The sequence below is a fragment of the Arthrobacter sp. M2012083 genome (assembly GCF_000281065.1).
Classification (GTDB): Bacteria; Actinomycetota; Actinomycetes; order Actinomycetales; family Micrococcaceae; genus Arthrobacter.
Genome location: NZ_AKKK01000008.1, coordinates 35,504 through 58,300, shown reverse-complemented (window position 1 = coordinate 58,300; position 22,797 = coordinate 35,504). Strand labels below are relative to the sequence as shown.

Sequence of the window (22,797 nt, the reverse complement as noted above, 5' to 3'; positions counted from 1 at the left end):
TGAATGAGGGAGCAAGGCGATACAGATGGTAAAGCAGCCCGTATCCGTGAACGGCGTTGTCCGCTGGAAGGATGTGGGCTTGGCTGATCAGGCACAGAGCGAACAGAAGGAGCGCAAAATGGTTGTACTACGCCACGAGATCGGTGATGTACTGCGCGATGTCCGCCAGCGTCAGGGCCGTACCCTCCGCGAGGTTTCGCACAGCGCCCGCGTCTCACTTGGTTACTTGAGTGAAGTTGAACGCGGCCAGAAGGAGGCTTCTTCCGAGCTCCTGTCCTCTATCTGCACAGCCCTCGATGTTCCGTTGTCCCACATGCTTCGCGAAGTCAGCGACCGTGTGGCCGTCGCAGAAGGTGTTGCAGTTCCGGACACCGTTCCGCAGGAATTCTCCCAGCGTTACGGTCGCGATCTCGACCTCACGGACGATTTCCCGCAAGGAATGCTTTCCGGAGCCCGGTAACGATCCAGCAAGACCATGGAAAAGGTCCCCAGCCTCAGGCTGGGGACCTTTTTCGTTGAGGTTGGGCGTCGGTTGAGGCTAGGCGCTGCTCAAACGCCTGCGGGCTTGTCCTCGACGTCGCTTTCGGGTTCTTTCACGTTGAGCACGCCGTCCCCGTAAATGGCGTTGAGGCGGCCCATGTAGTCAGCAAGCGTCTGGACATCCTCCAAGGGCCATTCGCCGAGTCGCTCACGGAAGACCTGCCTGCGGGCATCTTGGACCTGGTGCATCTTCTGTTCGCCCTTATCCGTCAAACGGATGGACTGGGCCCTGCCGTCCTGGGGATCTGCTTCCTTGTAGACGAGGCCGATGCTCTCCAGGAAAGCGATCTGGCGGCTCACGGAAGGCTTGCCCACTCCGATGCAGGTGGCCAGGTCCGTGAGGCGGATGGGACCCTCCCTGCGGATGACCGTGAGAAGCCCATAGGCGGCCGGTTCCATGTCGGGATGTACTTGGCGTGACAACTGATGCGAGATGGAGCGGGCGCGGCGCCAGAGCAGGCTCAGCTGGTGTTCCACCTGCTGGAGGGCGTCGTCCACGGCGTCGCCTGGCAATGCCGGACCTGGCTTGCTCTGGAGAGGATTGCTCATGGCAACCATTCTAGAGTCCGGCGCCATGAGAGACTCTATCCGTGAGGGCAAGTGACTTTTGGCGATTAATGGACGACGAATTCGGGACAGGCTACTCCCGGGTCCTGGCCAACTCCCTGGTACTCGCCGGCGTTGGCGGGCGAACTGCCGTAGAGGCTTTGGCCTCCGGTTATCAACCTCGCGACGTCTGGTTGGCCGTGTGCGAGGTTCAGGACGTTCCCCCCGAGCGCAGGCTTGGCAGGGACATCAAACCGGCTTCCAACTGAAGTCCGACACGTGGCGGTTACTGCCCGAAGGGTAGGGACACGCCGGAACATTGTTCGAATATCTGTTCGGATAGGGATATGCTCCTGTGAGAGGAAAATTGATTTCGAAGGACGCATTCCAGAGGTTCCGGCAGCCCAGGTTATCCACATAGCCAGTGCCGGCTACTAAAAATGTCAGAGCACCGCACTAGCGTCAGACATGACAGGAAAGCGGCCTTTCGGGCCACTCCACAGCGAGAAAGCATCAGAGGTGTGAACCATGGCGGCAACCCCGGATCGTGAAAAGGCGCTCGAAGCAGCGCTTGCCCAGATCGACAAGCAGTTCGGCAAAGGCTCCATCATGCGCCTGGGTGATGACACCCGCGCCCCGATTGAGGTTATTCCCACCGGCTCCATTGCACTGGATGTCGCTCTTGGCATTGGCGGCCTGCCCCGGGGGCGCGTGGTGGAAATCTACGGTCCGGAATCCTCGGGTAAGACCACCGTTGCACTTCATGCTGTAGCCAACGCACAGCGGGCAGGTGGCATCGCAGCGTTCATTGACGCCGAGCACGCACTTGACCCGGACTACGCCGCCAAGCTTGGCGTGGACACGGATGCACTCTTGGTGTCACAGCCGGACACCGGTGAGCAGGCATTGGAGATCATGGACATGCTGGTGGGCTCCGGCTCGCTCGACATCGTCGTCATTGACTCCGTGGCTGCCCTGGTACCCCGCGCCGAAATCGAAGGCGAAATGGGTGACTCCCACGTTGGCCTCCAGGCTCGACTCATGAGCCAGGCCCTGCGTAAGATCACGGGCCGCTTGAGCCAGACCAAGACAACCGCCATCTTCATCAACCAGTTGCGTGAAAAGATCGGTGTGTTCTTCGGATCACCCGAAACCACCACCGGTGGTAAGGCCCTGAAGTTCTACGCGTCAGTGCGAATCGACGTTCGTCGCATCCAGACCTTGAAGGAAGGTGCCGACTCTGTCGGTAACCGCACCAAGGCAAAGATCGTCAAGAACAAGATGGCTCCGCCCTTCAAGATCGCCGAGTTCGACATCATCTACGGTCAGGGCATCTCCCGCGAGGGAGGCATCATTGACATGGGTGTGGAGCACGGCATCATCAAGAAGTCGGGCTCGTGGTTCACGTATGACGGCGATCAGCTGGGTCAAGGCATGGAGAACTCGCGCAGATTCCTGCGCGACAACCCTGAGCTCGCCCAGGAACTGGAGCGCCTCATCAAGGAAAAGCTTGGCGTGGGCGTTGTGAAGGCTGAAGAAGATTCCCCGAAGCTGAAGGCCGTTGACGGCTAGGAGAGGGCCGGATCCGGATTCTTCCGTTGCGGCCGATCCCGAACCTGATCCTGAATCCGTGGCGCGTGCCATCGTCCTGAGGCAGTTGACGATGGCGCCGCGGAGCCGGCTGCAACTGTCCCGGAAACTCGCTGAACGGAATGTTCCCGAGCATGTGGCTGAGGCAGTCTTGGACCGCTTCGAAGAAGTTCAGCTGATCGACGATGCTGAATTTGCCAGGATGTGGGTCCGCAGCCGATCCCAGAGCAAGAAGCTCGCCAAGGGCGCCATTCGTCGAGAATTGGCAGACAAAGGCATAGAGCTGGATGCAGCGGAGGAAGCCCTATCGCAGGTCAGCGACCAAGACGAAGAACTGGCTGCCCGGGAGCTCGTTCATCGCAAGCTGCGGCCAAGCATGGACCTGTCGGATCGGGCCGAGCGGGACAAATACACCCGACGGCTTGCGTCGATGCTGGCACGCAAGGGCTACGCCCCCTCCATGGCGTTCAGGATCGTCGGTGAGGTGCTGGCGGAAGCCGGTACCCTTGAGTAGTGAGTTTGACCATTCCTTCCCCCACAGTTGCCGCCACTCCTTCCGCCGAGCCCAGGACGTACCAGGTTCGGACATTTGGCTGCCAGATGAACGTCCATGATTCTGAGCGCATGGCGGGGCTCCTTGAAGAAGCAGGGTACGTGCCTGCGGACGGTGAGGTGGCCGACGTCGTGGTCTTCAACACGTGCGCTGTGCGGGAGAACGCAGACAACAAACTCTATGGAAACCTTGGGCAGCTCCGGCAGGTCAAGGAAGCTAACCCCGGAATGCAGATTGCCGTCGGTGGTTGCCTGGCCCAGAAGGACCGCGAAACCATTGTGAAGAAGGCGCCGTGGGTTGACGCCGTGTTCGGAACGCACAACGTGGGAGCCCTGCCGGCCCTGCTGAACCGTGCCCGGCACAACAATGAGGCTCAACTCGAGATTCTCGAATCCTTGGATGTGTTCCCGTCAACGCTCCCCACCAAGCGCGACTCTGTGTATGCAGGGTGGGTGTCAATCTCTGTGGGTTGCAACAACACGTGCACGTTCTGCATCGTGCCCTCGCTTCGTGGCAAGGAGAAAGACCGGCGTCCAGGCGAGATTCTGGCGGAAATCCAGGCGCTCGTGGATGACGGGGCTGTGGAAGTCACGTTGCTCGGCCAGAACGTGAATTCCTATGGTGTGGAATTCGGTGACCGCCAGGCGTTCTCCAAACTCCTGCGGGCATGCGGCGAAATCGAAGGCTTGGAACGGGTTCGTTTCACCAGCCCCCACCCCGCCGCATTTACGGACGATGTCATTGACGCCATGGCCGAAACACACAACGCCATGCCCCAGTTGCACATGCCGCTGCAGTCCGGCTCGGACAAAGTGCTGAAGGACATGCGCCGTTCGTACCGTTCCAGCAAATTTTTGGGAATCCTGGACAAAGTGCGGGAACGCATCCCGCATGCCGCCATCACCACCGACATCATCGTGGGCTTCCCGGGCGAAACCGAGGAAGATTTCCAAGCAACCCTGGATGTGGTGGAGAAGTCGCGTTTTGCGTCCGCCTTCACGTTCCAATACTCCAAGCGGCCTGGCACGCCGGCTGCGAACCTTCCGGAGCAACTGCCCAAGGCCGTGGTGCAAGAGCGCTACGAGCGCCTCACAGCGCTGCAGGACCGTATTGCCGCAGAAGAGAACGCCAAGCAGTTGGGGCGGAAGGTGGAAGTCCTGGTCACAGCGCAATCAGGACGAAAAGCCGGCGAAACACACCGGCTGTCCGGCCGTTCGAAGGACCAAAGGCTGGTGCACTTCTCCGTGCCGACCGGAGCCGAAACTCCTCGGCCGGGTGACTTCGTCACTGTGACTATTACTGAGGCCGCTGCCTTCCACCTGGTAGCTGATCCGGCAACAGTGGAAGAGTACTTTTTGCGCCGCTCCCGTGCAGGCGATGCCTGGGATCGTTCGCAGGCTGATTCTTGCGGGGTCCCGGCAGCAGGATCGGCGTCGGGCAAGACCGGCGTGTCCTTGGGCATGCCGTCGTTGCCGGTTCGCCGCGCCTAGGTACGTGAGCCAGGACCACATGTCGTTCTCCAGTCCGGAACCCCTTCTGCCTGTCATTGCCGTTGTCGGTCCCACAGGTTCCGGTAAGTCGGATCTGGGCGTCAACCTCGCTCTGGCCCTGAATGGCGAGGTGATCAACGCCGACGCCTTGCAGTTCTACCGTGGCATGGACATCGGAACTGCCAAGATCACGGTGGAAGAGCGCCAAGGTGTGCCGCACCATTTGCTGGACACCATGGACGTTACGCAGGAAGCCAGTGTGGCCGACTTCCAAAATGCATGCCGCGCAATCATCCATGACATCCACTCACGGGGAAAACGTGCCGTCCTTGTGGGCGGATCAGGGTTGTATGTGCGGGCGGCGCTTGACGTGCTGGAATTTCCGGGCACAGATCCGGTGCTCCGCGGGAATCTGGAAGAAGAGTTCGAAACCAAGGGGCTGGGGCCGCTGAGAGCCCGCCTTGAGGAAGTCGACCCCGTCTCTGCTGCCCGCCTGGGAGACGCCCGGCGCGTGATCCGGGCTTTGGAAGTGCACGGTCTCACCGGCCGCCCTTTCAGCTCGTTCATGCCACAACGCGAGTATTTCCAGCCGGCACTCCAGATCGGCCTGGAGGTTGATCGGGAGCAACTGCGGGAACGTTTGGCACTGAGGGTGCATCGGATGGTGGATGCCGGGCTCCAGCAGGAAGTTGAACGACTCGACGCCGTGGGGTTGCGGAGGGGCAAGACAGCTTCGCGCGCTTTGGGATACGCCCAATTCCTGAAAGTCCTGGACGGCGGGATGACAGCGGACGCCGCCGCGGAGGAAACCATCGTGGCTACCAGGCAGTTTGCAAGGCGGCAGCTGACATGGTTCCGGGCGGATCCACGAATCACTTGGCTCGACTGGCAGGATCCGGAGCTTGTGGCTAAGGCAGTCAAAGCAGCAAATGCGGCAACTGCGGCCAGCGCGCCCTAACCGCTGCAATTTCTGGCCAAAGAGGCGTGGCAGGTAGCCTAGATCCATGGATGAAACCGCCGCAGTTCCCGCCCCGCAGCCCGCAACTGCCGGTGCTCCAGTGCCAGCTTCCAGCCTCGCCGGCCTGGAGTTCTCCAAGGGCCACGGAACGGGCAATGATTTTGTCCTTATCGCTGATCCCGGTGACGCCCACGAGATCACGGCCGAGCAGGTGGCGCAGTTGTGCGACCGACACATTGGCATCGGGGGTGACGGCCTCATTCGGGCAGTTCCTTCCCGTTTTCTCCCGGAAGGTCGTGTCGCCCTTGAGCAGGATCCCGATGCAGAGTGGTTCATGGATTACCGCAACGGAGACGGTTCGCTCTCCGAAATGTGCGGCAATGGCGTACGCGTTTTCGTCCATTTCCTGATTGCGGAGGGCCTGGTGGATTTGGGCCCCGGTCAGACACTCACCATCGGCACACGTGGCGGCGTCAAAAAGGTTGTAAGGACAGTCAACGGTTATGCCGTGGACATGGGCCCATGGGAGTTCATCTTCCCCAAGGAAGCCACCAGCAAGGCCATGGATGCACTGGTAAGCGCCGACGGCCTGGAAGTGGCACGGCCCGGCCTGTCTGTCAGCATGGGCAATCCCCACACGGTAGTTGCCCTTGCGGAGCTCAGTGAGCTTTCAGCCACACAATTGTTCAAGGCACCCGTGGTGGATCCCAAGCCCGCAAATGGAACCAACGTGGAGTTCGTGGTTCCCGCGGAGCCGCTGGTGGAGGACGGCGTAGGAACCATCACCATGCGCGTTCACGAGCGTGGAGTGGGAGAGACGCAATCCTGCGGCACCGGCGCGTGCGCTGCCGCCGTCGCGATTCGTCACTGGGCGGGCGAGACGGCTCCCAACGACTGGCACGTCAACGTGCCGGGCGGCGTCGTGGGTGTGAAGTTCTTCCCAGGTGCAGGTGGCCGCGAGCATGTTGAACTCAGTGGCCCGGCCGTCATCGTGGCTACTGGGACGCTTTCCTGACACGGATGATGCGGAACGTCTTGGATGTGCTTTCACGGGTGACCGTGTAGGAGCTGTCCAGTTCGGTGGCGAGCCACCGCTGGAGGGAGTCGGAGCCCAGGTTCTTCTGAACAACCAACCACGCATTGCCTCCTGGAGCCAGCCGAGGCAGCCATGTCAGCAGCAGCGTGTGGAGTTCGTCCTTGCCGATGCGGATGGGCGGGTTGGACCAGATGGTGTCAAACTCGACGGCGGGGTCCACCTCGTCCGGGAGGCTGGCCATGACGTTGGTGAGGCCTAGCGCCGCCGCATTCTCGTTGGTCAGCGTGATGCAACGCTCATTCACATCCACCGCATGAACCTGGGCATGTGGCGCCATCAGCCCCAAGGTGAGGGCAATCGGACCCCAGCCGCAGCCGATGTCCAGCAGGTGACCCTTAGGTGACGGCGGCGGGACCTCGGAGAAAAGTACCGCCGTGCCTTTATCCACGCCGTCGGGACTGAAGATTCCCGACGAGGTCTGCAACTGGCGTGTGGCTCCTGCGAGTTCCACTGTGAGTGGCTTGCGGGTGAATGGTCCGGCCGGTTGGGCGGTGAAATAGTGTGCAGACTCCATAATTTGCCAGATTAGTTGGCTATCGTCGGCTTGGGAAACCGCCTCCTTCCACAGCAGGTTTGACAATGACTGCTAAAGTGGAATGCATGTTCTTGATCTTCGAGTAATCAGCCCACAAACGCCCGAGTCATCAGGCGTTTGACGGTACCGCCCGCGACGCAGGCCCGCTTGGCATTTCAGCCAGGTCGGCCTTTCCGCCCGGCAGGTCACCTCTGGCTCAGTCCGGCCAATCCTGTACACGGAGCCGGACGCTCTGAAGATACCGATCCACACCACATCCGCTTTGGGCCGCTGGGTTCTGCCCGGCCAATCGATGGTGTAGGAAGAGCATCCTCACGTTGGCCAAAGGACCCTCCCGCGGAGTCATACACGCCACATCCCGGCAGTCCCTGCCGCCGAAAGGCACCGACTGCCCAGCACATAGGAGGCCCTTTTGGCCGATGCCCGTCAGCCCAGCGCGAATAGCGCCCCATCGAGCACTAAACCGCACTATTCTGGAATTGCCGAACAGTCTAAGGAGACCATGACCACCCAGAAGCACTCCGGATCCGATTCCGACGCCCAGGACATGAGTCCTGAACAAATCCAGGCCGTCATCGACCGGATTCTTTCCAAGGATGTACCTGCGCAGGCACCCGACGACGAAGCCAACAGTGTGTTCGGCAAGGCGCAGGCGATTTCCACGCTGGACCAGGAACACAGCATCTACGACGGCGACCAGGAAGACTTGGCTGAACGTCGCGCCCTTCGCCGTACCGCAGGACTGTCCACCGAGCTTGAAGATGTCACGGAGGTCGAGTACCGGCAGTTGCGCCTTGAGCGCGTTGTACTGGCAGGCCTGTGGACTGAGGGAACCCTGGCAGATGCGGAGAACTCCCTCCGCGAACTCGCAGCACTTGCGGAGACGGCCGGATCTGAGGTGCTGGATGGCCTCGTCCAGCGTCGGCAGAAGCCGGACCCCGGGACCTTCCTGGGTTCCGGTAAGGCCCAGGAGCTTAAGGACATCGTTGCGGCAACAGGCGCCGACACAGTGGTAGTGGACACTGAGCTGGCGCCGTCGCAGCGACGCGGCCTTGAGGACATTGTGAAGGTCAAGGTTGTTGACCGCACCACGCTGATCCTGGATATCTTCGCCCAGCACGCCAAGAGCCGTGAAGGCAAAGCGCAGGTGGAGCTCGCCCAGCTCGAGTACCTGCTTCCGAGGCTTCGTGGTTGGGGCGATTCCATGTCCCGCCAAGCCGGAGGCCAGGTGGGTGGAGCAGGGGCCGGAATGGGTTCGCGTGGTCCTGGTGAAACCAAGATCGAACTTGATCGGCGTCGAATCCGCACCCGCATGGCTAAGCTGCGTCGTGAAATCGCCGCGATGAAGCCTGCGCGTGAGACCAAACGTGCCAACCGTCGTCGGAACGCGGTTCCGTCTGTTGCCATCGCCGGGTACACGAACGCCGGAAAATCGTCCCTGCTCAACCGCCTCACTGACGCAGGCGTCCTGGTGGAGAACGCCTTGTTCGCCACCCTGGATCCCACAGTCCGCAAGGCGCAAACCCCGGACGGCATCGGCTATACCCTCGCAGACACCGTTGGGTTCGTTCGTTCACTCCCAACCCAGCTCATCGAGGCTTTCCGGTCAACGCTGGAGGAAGTTGCTGATGCGGACCTGATCCTCCATGTGGTGGATGCATCCCACCCCGACCCTGAGGGCCAGATCGCGGCGGTAAGGGCCGTTTTCACCGAGGTGGATGCCCGAAAGGTCCCGGAGATCATCGTCCTCAACAAGGTGGACGTCGCGGATCCCTTTGTGGTGGAGCGCCTCAAGCAGAAAGAACCCCGCCACGCTGTTGTGTCCACCCGCACGGGCCAGGGCATCGCGGAACTGTTGGAAGACATCAGCCGGTCCATTCCCCGGCCTGGTGTCCGCCTTGAACTGCTCATTCCCTACGATCGTGGGGAAATGATCAACAAGTTGCACAATTCCGACTCGGAAATCCTCAGCCTTGAGCATGAGGAGAACGGGACTCGCGTAGTTGTCATGGTGCGCGAAGGCCTGGCCGCCGAACTGGAGTCGTTCGTCAGTAATGGTTGAGAAGGTGGCGGCGGACGCCGTCGAGTCGGTGGGGGAGAAGACCACTCTCGAGCTGTTGGATCGGGCTGTTGCCGGAATGGGCGGGCAAAGCCGCGCCGGCCAGCACGAGATGGCCAAGCATGTTACCCGGGCCATCGAGACCGGGGAGCATCTGCTGGTCCAGGCGGGAACGGGAACAGGTAAGTCGTTGGCTTACCTGATTCCGCTGATCGCCCATGCCATGGACAGCGATAAACCGACTCTCGTGTCCACCGCCACCCTGGCACTCCAGACCCAAATCGTGGGCCGTGACCTTCCCCGGCTGCTGGAGACCATCAACCCTGCCCTGGAGCGCCCGGTCAATGTGGCGCTGGTCAAGGGCAGGGCAAATTATGTGTGCCTGCAGAAACTCGAAGGAGGGTTCCCCAGCGAAGAGCCTTCCGAAGGGCAGCTGTTCTCCCTTGGCGAGGACACCAGCGTGCCCCACTTTGCTGCCTCCATGGGCGGGCCGCAATCCCAGCTGGGTAAAGAAGTAGTCCGTCTTCGGGAATGGGCGGAGAAAACCGCCACCGGCGACCGCGATGAACTCATGCCAGGAGTCACCGACAGGGCCTGGCGCCAGGTTTCCGTGACCTCCATGGAGTGCCTGGGCGCCCAGAAGTGCCCCGTGGCAGAAGAGTGCTTCAGCGAGCTGGCGCGCTCACGGGCGAGTGAAGCCGACGTCGTGGTCACCAACCACGCCATGTTGGCAGTCAGCGCCTTTGAAGGCCTGGCCGTGCTGCCTGAATATGACGTCGTGGTGGTTGACGAAGCGCACGAGCTTCAAGACCGCGTGACTGGCGCCGTTTCAGGCCAGTTGTCCGTGGCCATGGTTCATGCTGCTGCATCAAGTGCCCGCAAGCACACAGCCATCACAGTGGACGCCCTCAACGCTGCAGCGGAGCGGCTGGATATGGCCATCGCCGGCGTGCCCAATGGGCTCTTGCCCAACGGACTCAACGACGAACAGCTGGATTGCCTGGACCAGTTACGGGACGCCGCCCGCGCTGCGCTCTCGGATTCGAAGACGGATTCGTCAAATGCAGTCGACGGCGGACGGCAGCTGGCCCGTTCACGGCTCATGCTGATCCTGGAATTGTGCGAACGCATGCTGGCCGCCAAGGAGAACCGCGAAGTGGTCTGGTTTTCCCGGAACAGCACGTTCGACCCCCAGCAGGGGTATTCGCACCCTGATGAGACCGCCCCGGCCTTGATCAACATCGCCCCACTCAGCGTTGCCGGGCGGCTTCGCGAAGGCCTCTTTGCCGACCACACCGTGGTGCTTACCTCCGCCACGCTAGCCATCGGCTCGGCTTTCGAACCGGCAGCGGGCGGCCTCGGCCTTATTGGCGACGGTGCCCCGAGCTGGACAGGCATCGATGTGGGTTCGCCCTTTGATTATCCCAAACAGGGTGTCCTGTATGTAGCGAAGCACCTCCCGAAACCAGGTCGCGGTACCTCGCCCGAGGCGCTCGACGAATTGGAAGACCTCATCCGCGCGTCCGGCGGGGGAGCCCTTTGCTTGTTCTCTTCGCGGCGTGCGGCCGAAGAAGCAGCCGACGCAATGCGGCTCCGGCTGGATGTGAATATCCTCTGCCAAGGCGAATCCACCATGGCGGCCCTCGTGAAGCAGTTCGCCGATGAGCCTGACACATGCCTCTTCGGAACCATGTCACTGTGGCAGGGCGTAGACGTTCCCGGCGGCTCGTGCCGCTTGGTGGTCATTGACCGCATACCCTTCCCGCGGCCTGATGATCCCCTGATGACTGCGCGCTCCCGGGCAGTGGCGCAATCAGGCGGGAATGGCTTTATGGCCGTATCGGCTACGCATGCTGCCATCCGACTGGCACAGGGTGCTGGCCGCCTGATCCGTTCGACAGGTGACAAGGGAGTAGTCGCTGTGCTCGACTCGCGACTTTCAACGGAACGCTACGGAGGCTTCCTGCGTGCGGCCCTGCCGCCGTTCTGGGCAACGACGGACCGGACAGTAGTGCGTGGCGTTCTGGAGCGCCTGGGCCCGTCCAAGGCCCCCTAGCGCCCCTAAAGGGAGCGCAGTACCGAAACTACCTTGCCCATGATGGTGGCTTGATCGCCCAGGATGGGTTCGTATTGGGTGTTCTGCGGTAGCAGCCACGTATGGCCGTCCCGCTGCCGGAAGGTCTTCACGGTTGCTTCGTCATCCAGCAGGGCTGCCACTATGTCACCGTTGATGGCGTCGTTCTGGCGGCGGACCACTACCCAGTCACCGTCACAGATTGCTGCGTCAATCATGGAATCTCCGGCTACCTTCAGCATGAACAATTCGCCATGCCCCACAAGTTGCCGGGGGAGCGCGAGGACGTCTTCCACCGTCTGGTCGGCCAGAATGGGGCCACCGGCCGCAATGCGGCCCACCAGCGGCACCATGGCGGTATCACTTGCACTGGCCAGCTCTGTGACGGCAAGGCCACCCGCGCTGCGAAGGGTGGTGGGCGCTTCCACGCCGGGTATGGTGCCACCGTCCAGGGTCAGAGGCATGAGGACTTCCATGGCGCGAGGACGCTTCGGGTCCCTGCGGAGGTAGCCAAGCTTCTCCAGTTGGGACAACTGATGAGTGACGCTCGACAAACTGGCCAGACCCACCGTGTCCCCGATCTCGCGCATGCTGGGCGGGTATCCGTTGTCATTGACCGACCGCTGGATGGTCTCCAGGATCTTTTTCTGCCGGACAGTCAGGCTCTTGGGACTCTTTTGAGGCTGCTGGCTCCGCAGGGGTGCCCCGCCGCCCGTGGCTTTCGCTGCCATCTTCGCCAATGCCTTTCCATGTCGCCCCGAAGCGAGCCCGGGGGTCGTCGGGTCTGCAAAAAATGTCAGACCCTCCTGTTCCACTGAAACAGTGCTGTTTCTTCACTCAAACGTAGGGCAGGCACAGGCGTTTATCAAACATTTGTTCTAGCGAGTCTCGACACCGTTCGTTGATAAGTGCTAAAAATGTCATAGCAAGGTTCGAATATGTGTTCTATAAACCTGATGCTGACGCCGAATGTTCGAACAGAGTGTTCGAACATCCGGAATCAGATGAGGGGAACGCAAAGAATTGGCCGCCAGGCACCGGGCACCCCGGAGCCTGGCAATAGCTCAGAAGGGCTCAGCTCATGTCCGCAATCACTACGTTCGCTGATTTCCGCACCACTCAGGCACCTGCTCGCCTGCGTCTGACCCGGCGGGGACGGATTGTCTTCTTCGGCATCCCGGCAATGCTGTTGGTGGCGGCGCTGTTGACCCTCGCCGGCTTCATCAACTCCCCGGCCAAGGCGTCGGACTCCCAGTCCCAATTGCGTCCGCCCGTTGCAGTCACGGTCACGGTCCAGCCGGGCCAATCCCTTTGGGGCATCGCCGGAGCTGCCGCACCCGAGAGGGACCCTCGTGATGTCATCGCAGAGATCATCCAGCTGAACGACCTCCGTGGCGGCCGCATCCTGCCAGGCCAGCAGCTGTTTGTTCCTGCGAACTAGTGGTCCACCATCCGCAGGAACCGTTGGCCTGGCGTCACAGTTAGTCGGCAGTCCCGAGTGCCCCTTAAACTGTGATGGTGAGTGACCAGCTTGAGCGACTTGACAGACTTCCCCTCCGGACCAACCTGCGTGGACTGAGCCCCTATGGCGCACCGCAGCTTGACGTTCCCATCCTGCTCAACGTCAACGAAAACACTCATGGCGTCCCGGCGGATGTCCAAGCCGCCATCACCGAGGCTGTCGCCGCTGCCGCCACAGGACTGAACCGCTATCCGGATCGCGAGTTTACCGAACTACGTGAAGCCCTGGCCGAGTACCTTGGCCACGGACTCTCTCCTGACAACATCTGGGCGGCCAACGGATCCAACGAAGTCCTGCAGCAAATCCTCCAGGCATTCGGTGGACCGGGACGCAAGGCGCTCGGCTTCCCGCCCACGTACTCCATGTACCCCCTCCTGGCTAGCGGCACCGATACAGAGTATGTCCGCGGGGTGCGAGCTGACGACTATGGGCTAGACGCCGAATCGGCCGCCGCGCAGGTTCGGGAAACGGGTGCCAACATCGTGTTCCTCTGCTCACCCAACAATCCCACCGGTACAGGGTTGGGCCTGGACGTTGTGGAGGCCGTCTACGAGGCGGGCGAAGCGAGCCAAGCCATCGTGATTGTGGACGAGGCCTACCACGAGTTTGCGCACGACAATACTCCGAGCGCCTTGACGTTATTGCCCGGACGCGAGCGGTTGATCGTCTCGCGCACCATGAGCAAAGCATTCGCCCTGGCAGGCGCCCGGCTCGGCTACATGGCGGCAGCCCCGGAAGTCACGGACGCCATCAGACTGGTCCGCCTCCCGTACCACCTGTCTGCCGTCACGCAGGCAACTGCCCTGGCCGCGCTCAACCACCGCGAAGCCCTCATGGCCGACGTCGAGGACATCAAGGTCCAACGCGACCGGATTGTGACTGAGTTGCTGCGCATGGGCCTCAAGCCTGCGGCGTCCGACTCCAACTATGTCTTCTTTGGCGGCCTCGAGGAGCCGCACAAGATTTGGCAGGGCCTGCTCGATGCCGGTGTGCTGATTCGCGACGTCGGCATCCCTGGACACTTGCGTGTCACCGCTGGAACCGAACCGGAAACCACAGCCTTCCTTGAGGCTTTGGAAGCACTGCTGGACAGCACGGCGCCACAGCGCGCCTAAACTTGTCCATAGACCCAACCCATCCTCCGTGTATAAGGACGTCCCAATGAGCGAAACCGGCGCCAAGCCGACCGCTGCCCGCACCGCGCGCATGGAGCGCACCACCAGCGAGTCTTCAGTCCTGGTGGAGATTAATCTGGACGGTTCCGGTGTCTCGGACATCAGTACCTCTGTTCCGTTCTATGACCACATGCTGACGGCTCTGTGCAAGCACTCCCTGATCGACATGACCGTCAAGGCCACTGGCGATACCCACATTGATGCGCACCACACGGTGGAAGATGTCGCCATCACCTTTGGCGAGGTCCTGCGGACGGCATTGGGCAACAAGGCCGGCATCCGTCGCTTCGGTGAAGCAACGGTTCCCCTGGACGAAGCATTGGCGCACGCCGTCGTCGATGTTTCCGGACGTCCCTACCTGGTACACGGTGGTGAGCCGGCCGGGCAGGAGTACCACCTGATAGGTGGACACTTCACGGGCTCGTTGACACGCCACGTCTTTGAAGCGATCACGCTGCACGCCGGGATCTGCCTGCACATGAATGTCCTGGCTGGCCGGGACCCGCACCACATCGTCGAGGCCCAGTTCAAGGCCTTCGCACGCGCGCTGCGCGCAGCCGTGGAGTCCGATCCCCGTGTGGAGGGCATTCCTTCCACCAAGGGCGCACTATGAGCGGCCAGGTTCTGAAGAACGGAGCGGTGGTTGACGCGACTGCATCGGTGAAGCCGGAGTCGCCGGAAGGCAAGCCCACTGTCACCGTGCTGGACTATGGATCGGGCAACGTGCGGTCGGCTGTGCGTGCACTTGAGCGCGCCGGCGCCCACGTGGTTCTGAGCTCCAAGCCTGAGGACGTGCTCAACGCTGACGGCCTGGTGGTGCCCGGAGTGGGTGCCTACGAGACGGTGATGAAGGAGCTTAAGTCCGTCGATGCCATCCGCATGATCGGACGCCGGGTTGCCGGAGGCCGTCCTGTGCTGGCCATTTGCGTCGGCTTGCAGGTCCTTTTCGAAGCCGGTGTAGAGCACGGTACCGAATCCGAAGGCATGGCCGAGTGGCCGGGCAAGGTTGAACTCCTTCCCGCTCCCGTGGTGCCGCACATGGGCTGGAACACCGTGGACGTACCGGAGGGCTCCAAGCTGTTCGCCGGCGTCGAGCAGGAACGTTTCTACTTTGTGCACTCCTACGGTGTCCAGGAGTGGAACTTCGATGTCGTTCAGCCCCGCATGGCTCCTCCCATGGTCACTTGGTCCGAGCACGGTGCGCGCTTCATTGCTGCCGTCGAGAACGGCCCGCTCTGTGCTACGCAGTTCCACCCTGAGAAGTCAGGCGATGCCGGAGCCCGGCTCTTGCGAAATTGGGTGGACAGCCTCCGTAAGCCGGCTCCGGAAGCATCCGGAAGCGGTGCCGCCTAAATGTGGTGGTCGGTGATACTGATGGGCCTTGCCGGCCTGCTGGTGGGTGGGGGTATCTCCTTCCATCAGCAGAAAAAGCCCCGGTGGGTATCCATCTCTTTCTATGTGCTGGCCGGGATGTCCCTGCTTGCCGCCTATCTCCTGACGCTGGGTAACTGAACCAGTCGTTCAACAAACCGCGTCACCTTCGAACTCCAAGGACACACATGACCACCTCCGCCCAGTCCGTTCTGGAACTCCTTCCCGCCGTCGACATCGTTGATGGCCAGGCAGTCCGCCTCCTGCAGGGAGAAGCCGGCTCGGAAACCAGCTACGGTACACCGCTGGAAGCAGCATTGAACTGGCAGAACGCCGGTGCCGAATGGGTGCACATGGTGGACCTCGACGCCGCGTTCGGCCGTGGAAACAACGCAGCGCTGATCAGCGACGTTGTGTCGCAGCTCAACGTCAAGGTGGAACTCTCCGGTGGCTTGCGGGACGACGAATCCCTCGAGCGGGCACTGGAGCTGGGCGTCGCACGCGTGAACCTCGGAACGGCAGCGTTGGAGAATCCGGAGTGGACCCGAAAGGCAATCGACCGCTTCGGTGACAAGATCGCCGTCGGCCTTGACGTCCGCGGGACAACCCTTGCCGGACGCGGTTGGACCAAGGAGGGCGGTGACCTTTGGGAGGTTCTGGCACGCCTCGAGGACGCAGGCTGCGCCCGCTACGTTGTCACAGACGTCACCAAGGACGGGACCCTTCAGGGCCCGAACGTGGAACTCCTTCGCCAGATGGTGGAGAAGACCGGCAAGCCCGTTGTCGCTTCGGGCGGTATCTCCAGCCTGGAGGACCTGCGCGTTCTGCGGGAACTGGTACCGCTGGGTGTTGAAGGCGCGATCGTAGGCAAGGCGCTCTACGCTGGTGCCTTCACGCTGCCCGAAGCGCTGGACGTGGCCGGCCGACGCTGATGGCCCACAGCGCAGGACATCAGCACGACGATCAGGGCCACAGCAGGCGCGAGCTTCCCGGCCACATTGCGGCGGCCTTGGCCGGTGCCGGTGGCGCTACCGACTCTGCCGGCCAGCCTTGGTCCGGGAGGAGCCTCAGTGGTGACGACGCCAAGATCCACAATTTTGAGGACGACGACGGCTCGGCGGATGCCGGTTATGGAGCCGCCATCGCGGCACTGATCAACGGAACCGGCAGTGAGGCAGACGTTGTAGCCTCCCTTGCGACGGCCAGGGTTTTCGTTCCGGTAGTTGCCCAGTTGGCTGAGGAAGCGGAAGGCGTCGATGGCCTCCACGCCGACAAGCAGGCGGATATGGCTTTGGTCACACTAAAGGCCCCCGATGGGCGCATGGCCATGCCGGTCTTCACTTCGGCAGCTGCCCTTGAGGCATGGCATTCCGAGGCGCGCCCGGTGGCGGTATACGCTGCGCGCGCAGCGCTTTCTGCAGTGTCCGAGGGTGCGCAAATGTTGGTGATGGACCCGGGCTCCGACTTCGCTTTTGTTGTGCGGCGCCCGGCGATGTGGGCCCTTGCCCAGCAGAAGGACTGGACGCCGTCATACCTTGATGATCAACTGGAGGCTGCTCTCGTTTCAACGATCTCGGCATTTCGGACCGTCCGTCGCTTGGAGACGCAGCCCGGTGGCGGTGTTGCGTCCCTCACGGCCGACGGTCGTCAGGTACCTGGCGGCGGTGCAGGGCCGGAACTGCGTGTGGTGCTCTTCCTCGAAGATGGACTCGACGCCGTGGCTGTGCAGACGCTCCTTGCCCACTTGAACGATGCGTGGGCAAGGATGGATTCCTTTGCCGAGGGCGTTGATTCCATGGAAGTAAAACTGCAGCGCGCAGCACAGGAGCCCGCGCGGCATTAATGGCAGTGCCGGTTCCCCGGGGCTGCCCTGGGGAACAAGAGGATTTAGCCAGTGAACTTCGCTCTCTATAAAGAGATGCTGTCCATCCGCCCTGTCCGGCGTTTGTTGGTTGTGGGCATGATTGCGCGCATTCCACATTCAGCGGCGGGCGTGCTCCTTACTCTGCACATCGTGCTGACGCTGGGCCAGGGCTACGCCGCCGCCGGTGCCGCGGCCGCCGTCATGACCATCGGCATTGCGCTGGGTGCACCCTGGCGTGGTCGCCGGGTGGACATGGTGGGACTGAGGAAGGCCCTGATCCCTTCGGTTGTGTCAGAAACTGTCATCTGGTCGGTAGTCCCGCACGTTTCGTATGAATGGCTGCTGCCATTGGTGTTTGTCGGCGGTCTTTTCACGCTGCCCATCTTCAGTGTTGTCCGCCAGTCACTGGGCGTCATGGTGGATGGCGAGCAGCGGCGATCGGCCTTTGCCCTCGATTCCATCGCCACCGAGCTGGTTTTCATGATCGGCCCGGCTGTCGGCGCCATCGTTGCAACCAGCGGCTTCTCGGCGATCGGCCTGACGGCAGTAGGAATTTCGGTCTCCGTTGCCGGGCTGTTCCTTATGTGGTTCAACCCGCCAACCCGGAGCGAAGTGCTCTGCACCCCGCAGGAGACGGCGGACAGGGCAGCGGCTGATCTCGCTGCTGCGGAGGCTGCCATGGTGGCCTCCGCGCCTGCCCACGTCCAGGAGGCGGCCTCCGAAATGGCCTCGGCAACCTCGCGCACATCAGCCCTCCGGAGTCGCGTCGCCAGGAACTTTACGTGGTTCACGGTTTCCGTTGCGGCGCTCTTCGCCGTAGCCGCGGGATCGGGCATGGTGCTGAGTGGTTCCGATGTCAGCATCGTCGGGCTGTTGGAACGTGGTGGCCATGAGAATGAAATAGGCATCGTGTTCTTCTTCTGGTGCGCAGCGTCCGTGGTCGGTGGACTCATCTACGGGTCAATGAAGCGGACCATTTCCCCCATGCTCTTGCTCCTGGGCATGGCCGCTCTCACGATTCCAATGGGCTTTGCCCAGGACACCTGGACCCTCGCATTACTGTCGCTTCTTCCCGGCCTGTTATGCGCCCCCGTCTTGTCGGCATCGTCCGAGATGGTGGCTGACCTGGTGGACGAGGAGCGCCGGGGTGAAGCGATGGGCTGGTACGGCTCGGCGCTGACTGCAGGCGTTGCGTTGGGTGCGCCTCTGGCCGGGGTCTTTATTGACACCGTGGGTCCATCGGGTGGCTTTGCCGCCGTCGGCGTTGCCGGTGTCGCTCTCTGCGCTACGGGACTCATCCTGACGTCCTTGCGCCGCAGGGCCGCCCGCGTCTGAAGCCCTGAAATCCGGAGCCTGGAACTACACAAGCGACGACGGCGGGCCGACCATATATGGTCGACCCGCCGTCGTTGACTGTTGCGGAAGTTGGGGCTAGTTCACGGGTCCCGTGAACTTTTCGCCCGGGCCCTTGCCAGGGGCGTCGGGGATGAGGGAAGCTTCGCGGAACGCCAGCTGCAGGGAGCGAAGGCCATCGCGCAACGGGCCGGCATGCTGTGAACCGATTTCCGGGGCGGCCGCTGACACCAGCCCGGCGAGGGCTGTGATCAGCTTGCGGGCTTCGTCCAAGTCCTTAAGGTCCTCGGCGTTGGGGTCATCCGCCAGGCCGACCTTGACGGCTGCTGCGCTCATGAGGTGAACGGCGCCGGTAGTTATAACTTCAACGGCCGGAACTTCTGCGATGTCGCGGATCTGCCGGGACACCCCGGCATCAGCGGCGGGGGCGGCGTCTTCGCCATAGGAGTTACGGGAATTGCTGTCTTCAGTGCTCATACTGGTAAGCTTGTCACAGACCGACTGGAAGTCGTTATTCACAGTCAACATCTGCAGTTCTTGCTCCCGCCTTCCGCAATGTGCGCTTGGCGGGTTGTTTCTGTAGAATTGACTTTCAGTTTGCAAGCGGAGTTCTCTCCCACCCGCGTCAGCCGTTCCCCTTGGGGACAGGATCCCTTTTCGGGACAAGAGGTTGCCGGGTACCTGGTCGGACACTGATGGAGGCATTGCCTCCGGGGGTGCGTACTTCCCAAAGGGGAGTGCAGCCGATCTTCGAGGCCTTCGATTGCACCAGCAATTGGGGGCCTTCTCTTTTTGCCGGTGACATCACCACAACCACAGGAGCTTTAACATTAGCGAGCCAAGAATCAATGAGCGTATCCGCGTCCCCGAGGTGCGGTTGGTCGGTCCTGCCGGCGAACAGGTAGGAATTGTCCGCATCGAGGACGCCCTGCGTCTTGCTGCCGAGTCCGATCTCGATCTCGTTGAAGTTGCCCCGCAGGCTAAGCCTCCTGTTTGCAAGTTGATGGACTTCGGCAAGTACAAGTACGAAGCTGCCGTCAAGGCCCGCGAGGCCCGCAAGAACCAGACCAACACGGTTCTGAAGGAAATCCGCTTCCGCCTGAAGATCGACAAGCACGACTACGAAACCAAGCGCGGACACGCACTTCGCTTCCTTGGCGCCGGCGACAAAGTCAAAGCCATGATCCAGTTCCGCGGCCGTGAGCAGCAGCGTCCTGAGATGGGTATCCGTCTGCTGCAGCGTTTCGCTGAAGACGTTGCCGAGGTTGGCATCATCGAGTCCAGCCCGCGCATCGATGGCCGAAACATGGTCATGGTGATCGGACCGCTGAAGAACAAGGCTGAAGCCAAGGCCGAAGCCCGTCGCGCTACACAGCGTGCTGAAGCCAAGGCGCAGAACGAGGCCAAGGCATCGGGACGCGTTGACACCACGGGCGAGCAGGCTCCGCTGACGCAGAGCCTCGCTGACCTTCTTCCCGAGGGCTTCAAGGTCACCGAAGAGGAGACCAAGCAGGAAACTGTTGAAGCCCCCGAGGCCGAGGCCACGGTTGCTGAGGAAGCTCCGGTTGCTGAAGAAGCTCCGGTTGTTGAAGAAGCTCCCGTTGCTGAGGAAGCTCCGGTTGTTGAAGAAGCCCCTGCTCCGGTTGTTGAAAAAGCACCCGTGGCCGAGGCTCCTGTAGCTAAGGCAGCTCCGGCCAAGGCAGCCCCCGCACCGGCCGCCAAGGCAGCACCGGCAGAAGCAGCTCCGAAGCCGGCTGTCCCGGCAGCCGCCCCGAAGCCTGCAGTTCCTTCGGCTCCGAAGCCCGTTGCCAAGCCGGCAGCTCCCAAGCCGGCAGCTCGGCCCGCGGCCCCCAAAGCTGCCCCGAAGCCTGCATCACGCAAGACCAACTAGTTCAACGCCACGGAGGCCCCGCTTCCATCGGCAAGCAACCAGCACGCCGGCCCTCGTAGGCCGGCTGCGCGATAGAATCGCGGACTCGTCCGTGGATACGTAAGGAGATCGGTTCCCATGCCGAAGATGAAGACCCACAGCGGTGCTAAGAAGCGCTTCAAGCTGACCGGTACCGGCAAGCTGAAGCGTCAGCAGGCCAACCGCCGTCACTACCTTGAGCACAAGTCCTCCAGGCTGACCCGTCGCCTCGCCGGCGACAAGCTCGTCTTCAAGGGCGATGCCAAGGTCATCAAGAAGATGCTCGGCGTCTAAGTTCCAAGTTCTTTGGTTACTGCCATCCGGCAGGGACCGACTACACCAAAAGCCTTCTCAGGCCGGCCGGGTTTCCGGCAGTAGCAGCTTGGGATAAAGATTTCTGAAGGAGTACGCACGTGGCACGTGTGAAGCGGGCGGTAAACGCCCACAAGAAGCGCCGGGTTGTCCTCGAACGCGCAAAGGGTTACCGCGGACAGCGTTCGCGCCTGTACCGTAAGGCCAAAGAGCAGCTGCTGCACTCGTTTGTGTACAGCTACGGCGACCGCCGCAAGAAGAAGGGTGACTTCCGTCGCCTCTGGATCCAGCGCATCAACGCTGCATCCCGCGCCAACGGCCTCACCTACAACCGCCTGATCCAGGGTCTCAAGGCCGCTGAGGTTGAGGTTGACCGCCGTATGCTGGCCGAGCTGGCTGTCTCTGACGCCAACGCTTTCGCCGCTCTGGTGAACATTGCCAAGGCTGCACTCCCGGCTGACACCTCCGCGCCGGCCGCTGCTGCTCCCAAGGCTGCCAAGGTTGCTCCGGCTGCTGCCACCGCAACGGCTGTCAAGGCTGTCGTTTCCGAGAAGCCGGCCATCGACGGCGCAGTTGCTGCTGATGGCGACGAGGCTCCGGAAGGCTACGCCATCAAGGGCAACGCTGAGTCCAAGAAGTACCACGTTCCGGGTTCCACCTGGTACAACACCACTGCTGCTGAGTACTGGTTCTCCACCGTTGAGGCTGCAAAGGCTGCCGGCTTTGAGCCTGCAGGTGGCGAAGCCCGCCAGCAGATCAAGAACTAGTCGCAACTGCCACTAAAGTTCTATATATGAACGAAACCGGGCGCCCGCAAGACTTTCCGATGACCAACCCCCGAGCTGATCGGGTGAGGGACGTCGCCAAGCTTGCCGGGCGCCCGGCGCGTTTAAAACGCGGGCGATTCCTTGCTGAAGGTCCGCAGGCGGTGCGTGAGGCTTTGACCCTGCACCGTGAGCGCGCTGCGGCCGGAGGTCCCGCCGTCGTCCACGAAGTTTTTGCCAGCGAAGCGTCCCTGGAGCGCCTCCCTGAGCTTGCCGACTTGGCGCGGGAAACGCAGCTCCGGCTTGCGAATGACGAAGTACTTGCCGCCATGGCGGATACCGTCAATCCGCAGGGGATCGTGGCTGTGTGTAGTTTTGTGGATGTCGGCCTGGAGGCAGTGCTCGACGCCGGTCCACGCCTGCTCGCTGTCATGTGCCAGGTGCGCGATCCAGGTAACGCCGGGACGGTCCTCCGCGCTGCGGATGCCGCGGGCGCCGACGCCGTTGTCCTTACAGGTTCGAGCGTGGATATCTACAACCCCAAGGCTGTTCGTTCGACGGCTGGCTCCCTATTCCACCTGCCGGTTGTGCTGGGAGCTGATGTTGAGGACTTGGTGGCACGCTGCCGGGAACGCGGCATTGGCGTTTTGGCCGCGGATGGATATGGAACCGTGAACTTGGACAAACTGCAGGACGAGAATGCGGCGCGGAGACTTGGAAATGAATCTGTAGCGTCGGACTATGCGCTTGAGTCACCTACGGCCTGGCTGTTCGGCAACGAAGCACAGGGTTTGTCGGAGGGAGAACTTGCGCTGGCCGATCATCGCGTGGCGGTTCCGGTCTATGGGGCAGCTGAAAGCCTGAACCTGGGTACCGCCGCCACGGTGTGTCTTTACGCCAGCGCCCGTTCCCAGCAGGGCGCCCGACTGGCGACATAGAGCGCGTCCAGGCGCCACAGTGTTAGCCGTTCCGTATACGTTCCGTCCGGATGAGCTGTTTCGATACGTGGTTAAAGAAGATGGGCTCCGCCGTGGCGGAGCCCATCTTGTTGTATGCGGTTTCCCGCCTATCCAGCGCTCTTGGGGC

25 protein-coding genes are annotated in these 22,797 nt (G+C 62.0%); 21 read left to right on the top strand and 4 right to left on the bottom strand.

Annotated features, from left to right (window positions below):
* Window positions 1-25: 25 nt before the first annotated feature.
* Window positions 26-460 carry a helix-turn-helix domain-containing protein gene (locus A477_RS0105435; RefSeq protein WP_014921288.1) on the top strand — a complete coding sequence of 145 codons (435 nt, stop codon included), beginning with the start codon at window positions 26-28 and terminating at the stop codon, window positions 458-460.
* An 89-nt stretch (window positions 461-549) separates the two neighbouring features.
* On the opposite strand, the gene A477_RS0105430 is transcribed toward A477_RS0105435, so the two are convergent.
* Window positions 550-1,089, bottom strand: coding sequence for a MarR family winged helix-turn-helix transcriptional regulator (locus A477_RS0105430; RefSeq protein ID WP_044568364.1), 540 nt, complete (start codon window positions 1,087-1,089; stop codon window positions 550-552).
* 41 nt (window positions 1,090-1,130) lie between these two features.
* Between A477_RS0105430 and A477_RS0105425 the strand changes: the two genes are divergently transcribed.
* From A477_RS0105425 to dapF, 6 genes are all read left to right on the top strand, one after another.
* On the top strand, window positions 1,131-1,355 hold the full coding sequence (locus A477_RS0105425; RefSeq protein WP_026005370.1) for a DUF3046 domain-containing protein: 225 nt from the start codon (window positions 1,131-1,133) through the stop codon (window positions 1,353-1,355).
* 259 nt (window positions 1,356-1,614) lie between these two features.
* Window positions 1,615-2,658 carry a recombinase RecA gene (gene recA / locus A477_RS0105420; RefSeq protein ID WP_017198006.1) on the top strand — a complete coding sequence of 348 codons (1,044 nt, stop codon included), beginning with the start codon at window positions 1,615-1,617 and terminating at the stop codon, window positions 2,656-2,658.
* A gap of 58 nt (window positions 2,659-2,716) precedes the next feature.
* Entirely contained in the window at window positions 2,717-3,190 is a 474-nt protein-coding gene (locus A477_RS0105415; protein ID WP_017198005.1) for a RecX family transcriptional regulator, read from the top strand.
* Window positions 3,190-4,719 carry a tRNA (N6-isopentenyl adenosine(37)-C2)-methylthiotransferase MiaB gene (gene miaB / locus A477_RS0105410; RefSeq protein ID WP_017198004.1) on the top strand — a complete coding sequence of 510 codons (1,530 nt, stop codon included), beginning with the start codon at window positions 3,190-3,192 and terminating at the stop codon, window positions 4,717-4,719. Before A477_RS0105415 ends, miaB begins: the two co-directional genes overlap by 1 nt.
* A 19-nt stretch (window positions 4,720-4,738) precedes the next feature.
* A complete protein-coding gene (gene miaA, locus A477_RS0105405) occupies window positions 4,739-5,677 on the top strand; it encodes a tRNA (adenosine(37)-N6)-dimethylallyltransferase MiaA (RefSeq protein WP_017198003.1) in 939 nt (312 codons plus the stop codon).
* 46 nt (window positions 5,678-5,723) lie between these two features.
* Window positions 5,724-6,692 (top strand): diaminopimelate epimerase, encoded by a 969-nt coding sequence (gene dapF / locus A477_RS0105400; protein WP_017198002.1) that lies wholly within the window; start codon window positions 5,724-5,726, stop codon window positions 6,690-6,692.
* Here dapF and A477_RS0105395 read toward each other — a convergent pair.
* Window positions 6,673-7,287 carry a class I SAM-dependent methyltransferase gene (locus A477_RS0105395; RefSeq protein ID WP_017198001.1) on the bottom strand — a complete coding sequence of 205 codons (615 nt, stop codon included), beginning with the start codon at window positions 7,285-7,287 and terminating at the stop codon, window positions 6,673-6,675. The two genes, dapF and A477_RS0105395, sit on opposite strands and share 20 nt — an antisense overlap.
* 523 nt (window positions 7,288-7,810) lie before the next feature.
* On the opposite strand from A477_RS0105395, the gene hflX reads away from it, so the two are divergent.
* On the top strand, window positions 7,811-9,370 hold the full coding sequence (gene hflX, locus A477_RS0105390) for a GTPase HflX (RefSeq protein WP_026005368.1): 1,560 nt from the start codon (window positions 7,811-7,813) through the stop codon (window positions 9,368-9,370).
* Window positions 9,363-11,423, top strand: a complete 2,061-nt coding sequence (locus A477_RS0105385) for an ATP-dependent DNA helicase (protein ID WP_017198000.1) — start codon at window positions 9,363-9,365, stop codon at window positions 11,421-11,423. Before hflX ends, A477_RS0105385 begins: the two co-directional genes overlap by 8 nt.
* Window positions 11,424-11,428: 5 nt before the next feature.
* Here A477_RS0105385 and lexA read toward each other — a convergent pair whose 3' ends face one another.
* Complete coding sequence (gene lexA, locus A477_RS0105380) at window positions 11,429-12,172, bottom strand: transcriptional repressor LexA (RefSeq protein ID WP_026005367.1); 744 nt, start codon at window positions 12,170-12,172, stop codon at window positions 11,429-11,431.
* A 350-nt stretch (window positions 12,173-12,522) separates the two neighbouring features.
* Here lexA and A477_RS0105375 point away from each other — a divergent pair, with 350 nt between their 5' ends.
* From A477_RS0105375 to A477_RS0105340, 8 genes are all read left to right on the top strand, one after another.
* Entirely contained in the window at window positions 12,523-12,882 is a 360-nt protein-coding gene (locus A477_RS0105375) for a LysM peptidoglycan-binding domain-containing protein (protein ID WP_017197998.1), read from the top strand.
* Window positions 12,883-12,959: 77 nt separating this feature from the next.
* Window positions 12,960-14,078: a histidinol-phosphate transaminase gene (locus A477_RS0105370; protein ID WP_026005366.1), complete on the top strand. Its 1,119-nt coding sequence runs from the start codon at window positions 12,960-12,962 to the stop codon at window positions 14,076-14,078.
* Between the two features lie 46 nt (window positions 14,079-14,124).
* Window positions 14,125-14,751, top strand: a complete 627-nt coding sequence (gene hisB, locus A477_RS0105365) for an imidazoleglycerol-phosphate dehydratase HisB (RefSeq protein ID WP_017197996.1) — start codon at window positions 14,125-14,127, stop codon at window positions 14,749-14,751.
* Window positions 14,748-15,491, top strand: coding sequence for an imidazole glycerol phosphate synthase subunit HisH (hisH, locus tag A477_RS0105360; RefSeq protein WP_017197995.1), 744 nt, complete (start codon window positions 14,748-14,750; stop codon window positions 15,489-15,491). Before hisB ends, hisH begins: the two co-directional genes overlap by 4 nt.
* Complete coding sequence (locus A477_RS23465) at window positions 15,492-15,650, top strand: CG2302 family histidine operon protein (protein ID WP_011774318.1); 159 nt, start codon at window positions 15,492-15,494, stop codon at window positions 15,648-15,650.
* Window positions 15,651-15,697: 47 nt separating this feature from the next.
* The gene (priA, locus tag A477_RS0105350) at window positions 15,698-16,441 is read left to right on the top strand and encodes a bifunctional 1-(5-phosphoribosyl)-5-((5-phosphoribosylamino)methylideneamino)imidazole-4-carboxamide isomerase/phosphoribosylanthranilate isomerase PriA (RefSeq protein ID WP_017197994.1); all 744 of its coding nucleotides are present in this window, start codon (window positions 15,698-15,700) and stop codon (window positions 16,439-16,441) included.
* Window positions 16,441-17,352, top strand: a complete 912-nt coding sequence (locus A477_RS0105345) for an SseB family protein (protein WP_017197993.1) — start codon at window positions 16,441-16,443, stop codon at window positions 17,350-17,352. Before priA ends, A477_RS0105345 begins: the two co-directional genes overlap by 1 nt.
* A 51-nt stretch (window positions 17,353-17,403) precedes the next feature.
* A complete protein-coding gene (locus A477_RS0105340) occupies window positions 17,404-18,708 on the top strand; it encodes an MFS transporter (protein ID WP_017197992.1) in 1,305 nt (434 codons plus the stop codon).
* A gap of 96 nt (window positions 18,709-18,804) precedes the next feature.
* Here A477_RS0105340 and A477_RS0105335 read toward each other — a convergent pair whose 3' ends face one another.
* A complete protein-coding gene (locus A477_RS0105335) occupies window positions 18,805-19,203 on the bottom strand; it encodes a DUF1844 domain-containing protein (protein WP_026005365.1) in 399 nt (132 codons plus the stop codon).
* 394 nt (window positions 19,204-19,597) lie between these two features.
* On the opposite strand from A477_RS0105335, the gene infC reads away from it, so the two are divergent.
* The 4 genes from infC to A477_RS0105315 all read left to right on the top strand — a co-directional run bounded on the left by infC (window position 19,598) and on the right by A477_RS0105315 (window position 22,649).
* Window positions 19,598-20,617, top strand: a complete 1,020-nt coding sequence (gene infC, locus A477_RS0105330; RefSeq protein WP_017197990.1) for a translation initiation factor IF-3 — start codon at window positions 19,598-19,600, stop codon at window positions 20,615-20,617.
* A gap of 117 nt (window positions 20,618-20,734) precedes the next feature.
* A complete protein-coding gene (gene rpmI, locus A477_RS0105325) occupies window positions 20,735-20,929 on the top strand; it encodes a 50S ribosomal protein L35 (RefSeq protein WP_011774324.1) in 195 nt (64 codons plus the stop codon).
* 119 nt (window positions 20,930-21,048) lie between these two features.
* Window positions 21,049-21,714, top strand: coding sequence for a 50S ribosomal protein L20, sunset domain variant (gene rplT / locus A477_RS0105320; protein WP_017197989.1), 666 nt, complete (start codon window positions 21,049-21,051; stop codon window positions 21,712-21,714).
* A gap of 26 nt (window positions 21,715-21,740) precedes the next feature.
* Window positions 21,741-22,649, top strand: coding sequence for a TrmH family RNA methyltransferase (locus tag A477_RS0105315; RefSeq protein WP_017197988.1), 909 nt, complete (start codon window positions 21,741-21,743; stop codon window positions 22,647-22,649).
* Window positions 22,650-22,797: the final 148 nt, after the last annotated feature.

Bases quoted from the DNA above. Each gene is read 5' to 3' on its own strand.
- hisH (WP_017197995.1), top strand. From the start codon at position 14,748: ATGAGCGGCCAGGTTCTGAAGAACGGAGCGGTGGTTGACGCGACTGCA.
- A477_RS0105375 (WP_017197998.1), top strand. From the start codon at position 12,523: ATGTCCGCAATCACTACGTTCGCTGATTTCCGCACCACTCAGGCACCT.
- A477_RS0105385 (WP_017198000.1), top strand. From the start codon at position 9,363: ATGGTTGAGAAGGTGGCGGCGGACGCCGTCGAGTCGGTGGGGGAGAAG.
- A477_RS0105315 (WP_017197988.1), top strand. From the start codon at position 21,741: ATGAACGAAACCGGGCGCCCGCAAGACTTTCCGATGACCAACCCCCGA.
- rpmI (WP_011774324.1), top strand. From the start codon at position 20,735: ATGCCGAAGATGAAGACCCACAGCGGTGCTAAGAAGCGCTTCAAGCTG.
- A477_RS0105395 (WP_017198001.1), bottom strand. From the start codon at position 7,287: ATGGAGTCTGCACACTATTTCACCGCCCAACCGGCCGGACCATTCACC.
- priA (WP_017197994.1), top strand. From the start codon at position 15,698: ATGACCACCTCCGCCCAGTCCGTTCTGGAACTCCTTCCCGCCGTCGAC.
- miaA (WP_017198003.1), top strand. From the start codon at position 4,739: ATGTCGTTCTCCAGTCCGGAACCCCTTCTGCCTGTCATTGCCGTTGTC.
- A477_RS0105345 (WP_017197993.1), top strand. From the start codon at position 16,441: ATGGCCCACAGCGCAGGACATCAGCACGACGATCAGGGCCACAGCAGG.
- A477_RS0105335 (WP_026005365.1), bottom strand. From the start codon at position 19,203: ATGAGCACTGAAGACAGCAATTCCCGTAACTCCTATGGCGAAGACGCC.
- lexA (WP_026005367.1), bottom strand. From the start codon at position 12,172: ATGGCAGCGAAAGCCACGGGCGGCGGGGCACCCCTGCGGAGCCAGCAG.
- A477_RS0105435 (WP_014921288.1), top strand. From the start codon at position 26: ATGGTAAAGCAGCCCGTATCCGTGAACGGCGTTGTCCGCTGGAAGGAT.
- dapF (WP_017198002.1), top strand. From the start codon at position 5,724: ATGGATGAAACCGCCGCAGTTCCCGCCCCGCAGCCCGCAACTGCCGGT.
- hisB (WP_017197996.1), top strand. From the start codon at position 14,125: ATGAGCGAAACCGGCGCCAAGCCGACCGCTGCCCGCACCGCGCGCATG.
- recA (WP_017198006.1), top strand. From the start codon at position 1,615: ATGGCGGCAACCCCGGATCGTGAAAAGGCGCTCGAAGCAGCGCTTGCC.
- hflX (WP_026005368.1), top strand. From the start codon at position 7,811: ATGACCACCCAGAAGCACTCCGGATCCGATTCCGACGCCCAGGACATG.
- A477_RS0105430 (WP_044568364.1), bottom strand. From the start codon at position 1,089: ATGAGCAATCCTCTCCAGAGCAAGCCAGGTCCGGCATTGCCAGGCGAC.
- A477_RS23465 (WP_011774318.1), top strand. From the start codon at position 15,492: ATGTGGTGGTCGGTGATACTGATGGGCCTTGCCGGCCTGCTGGTGGGT.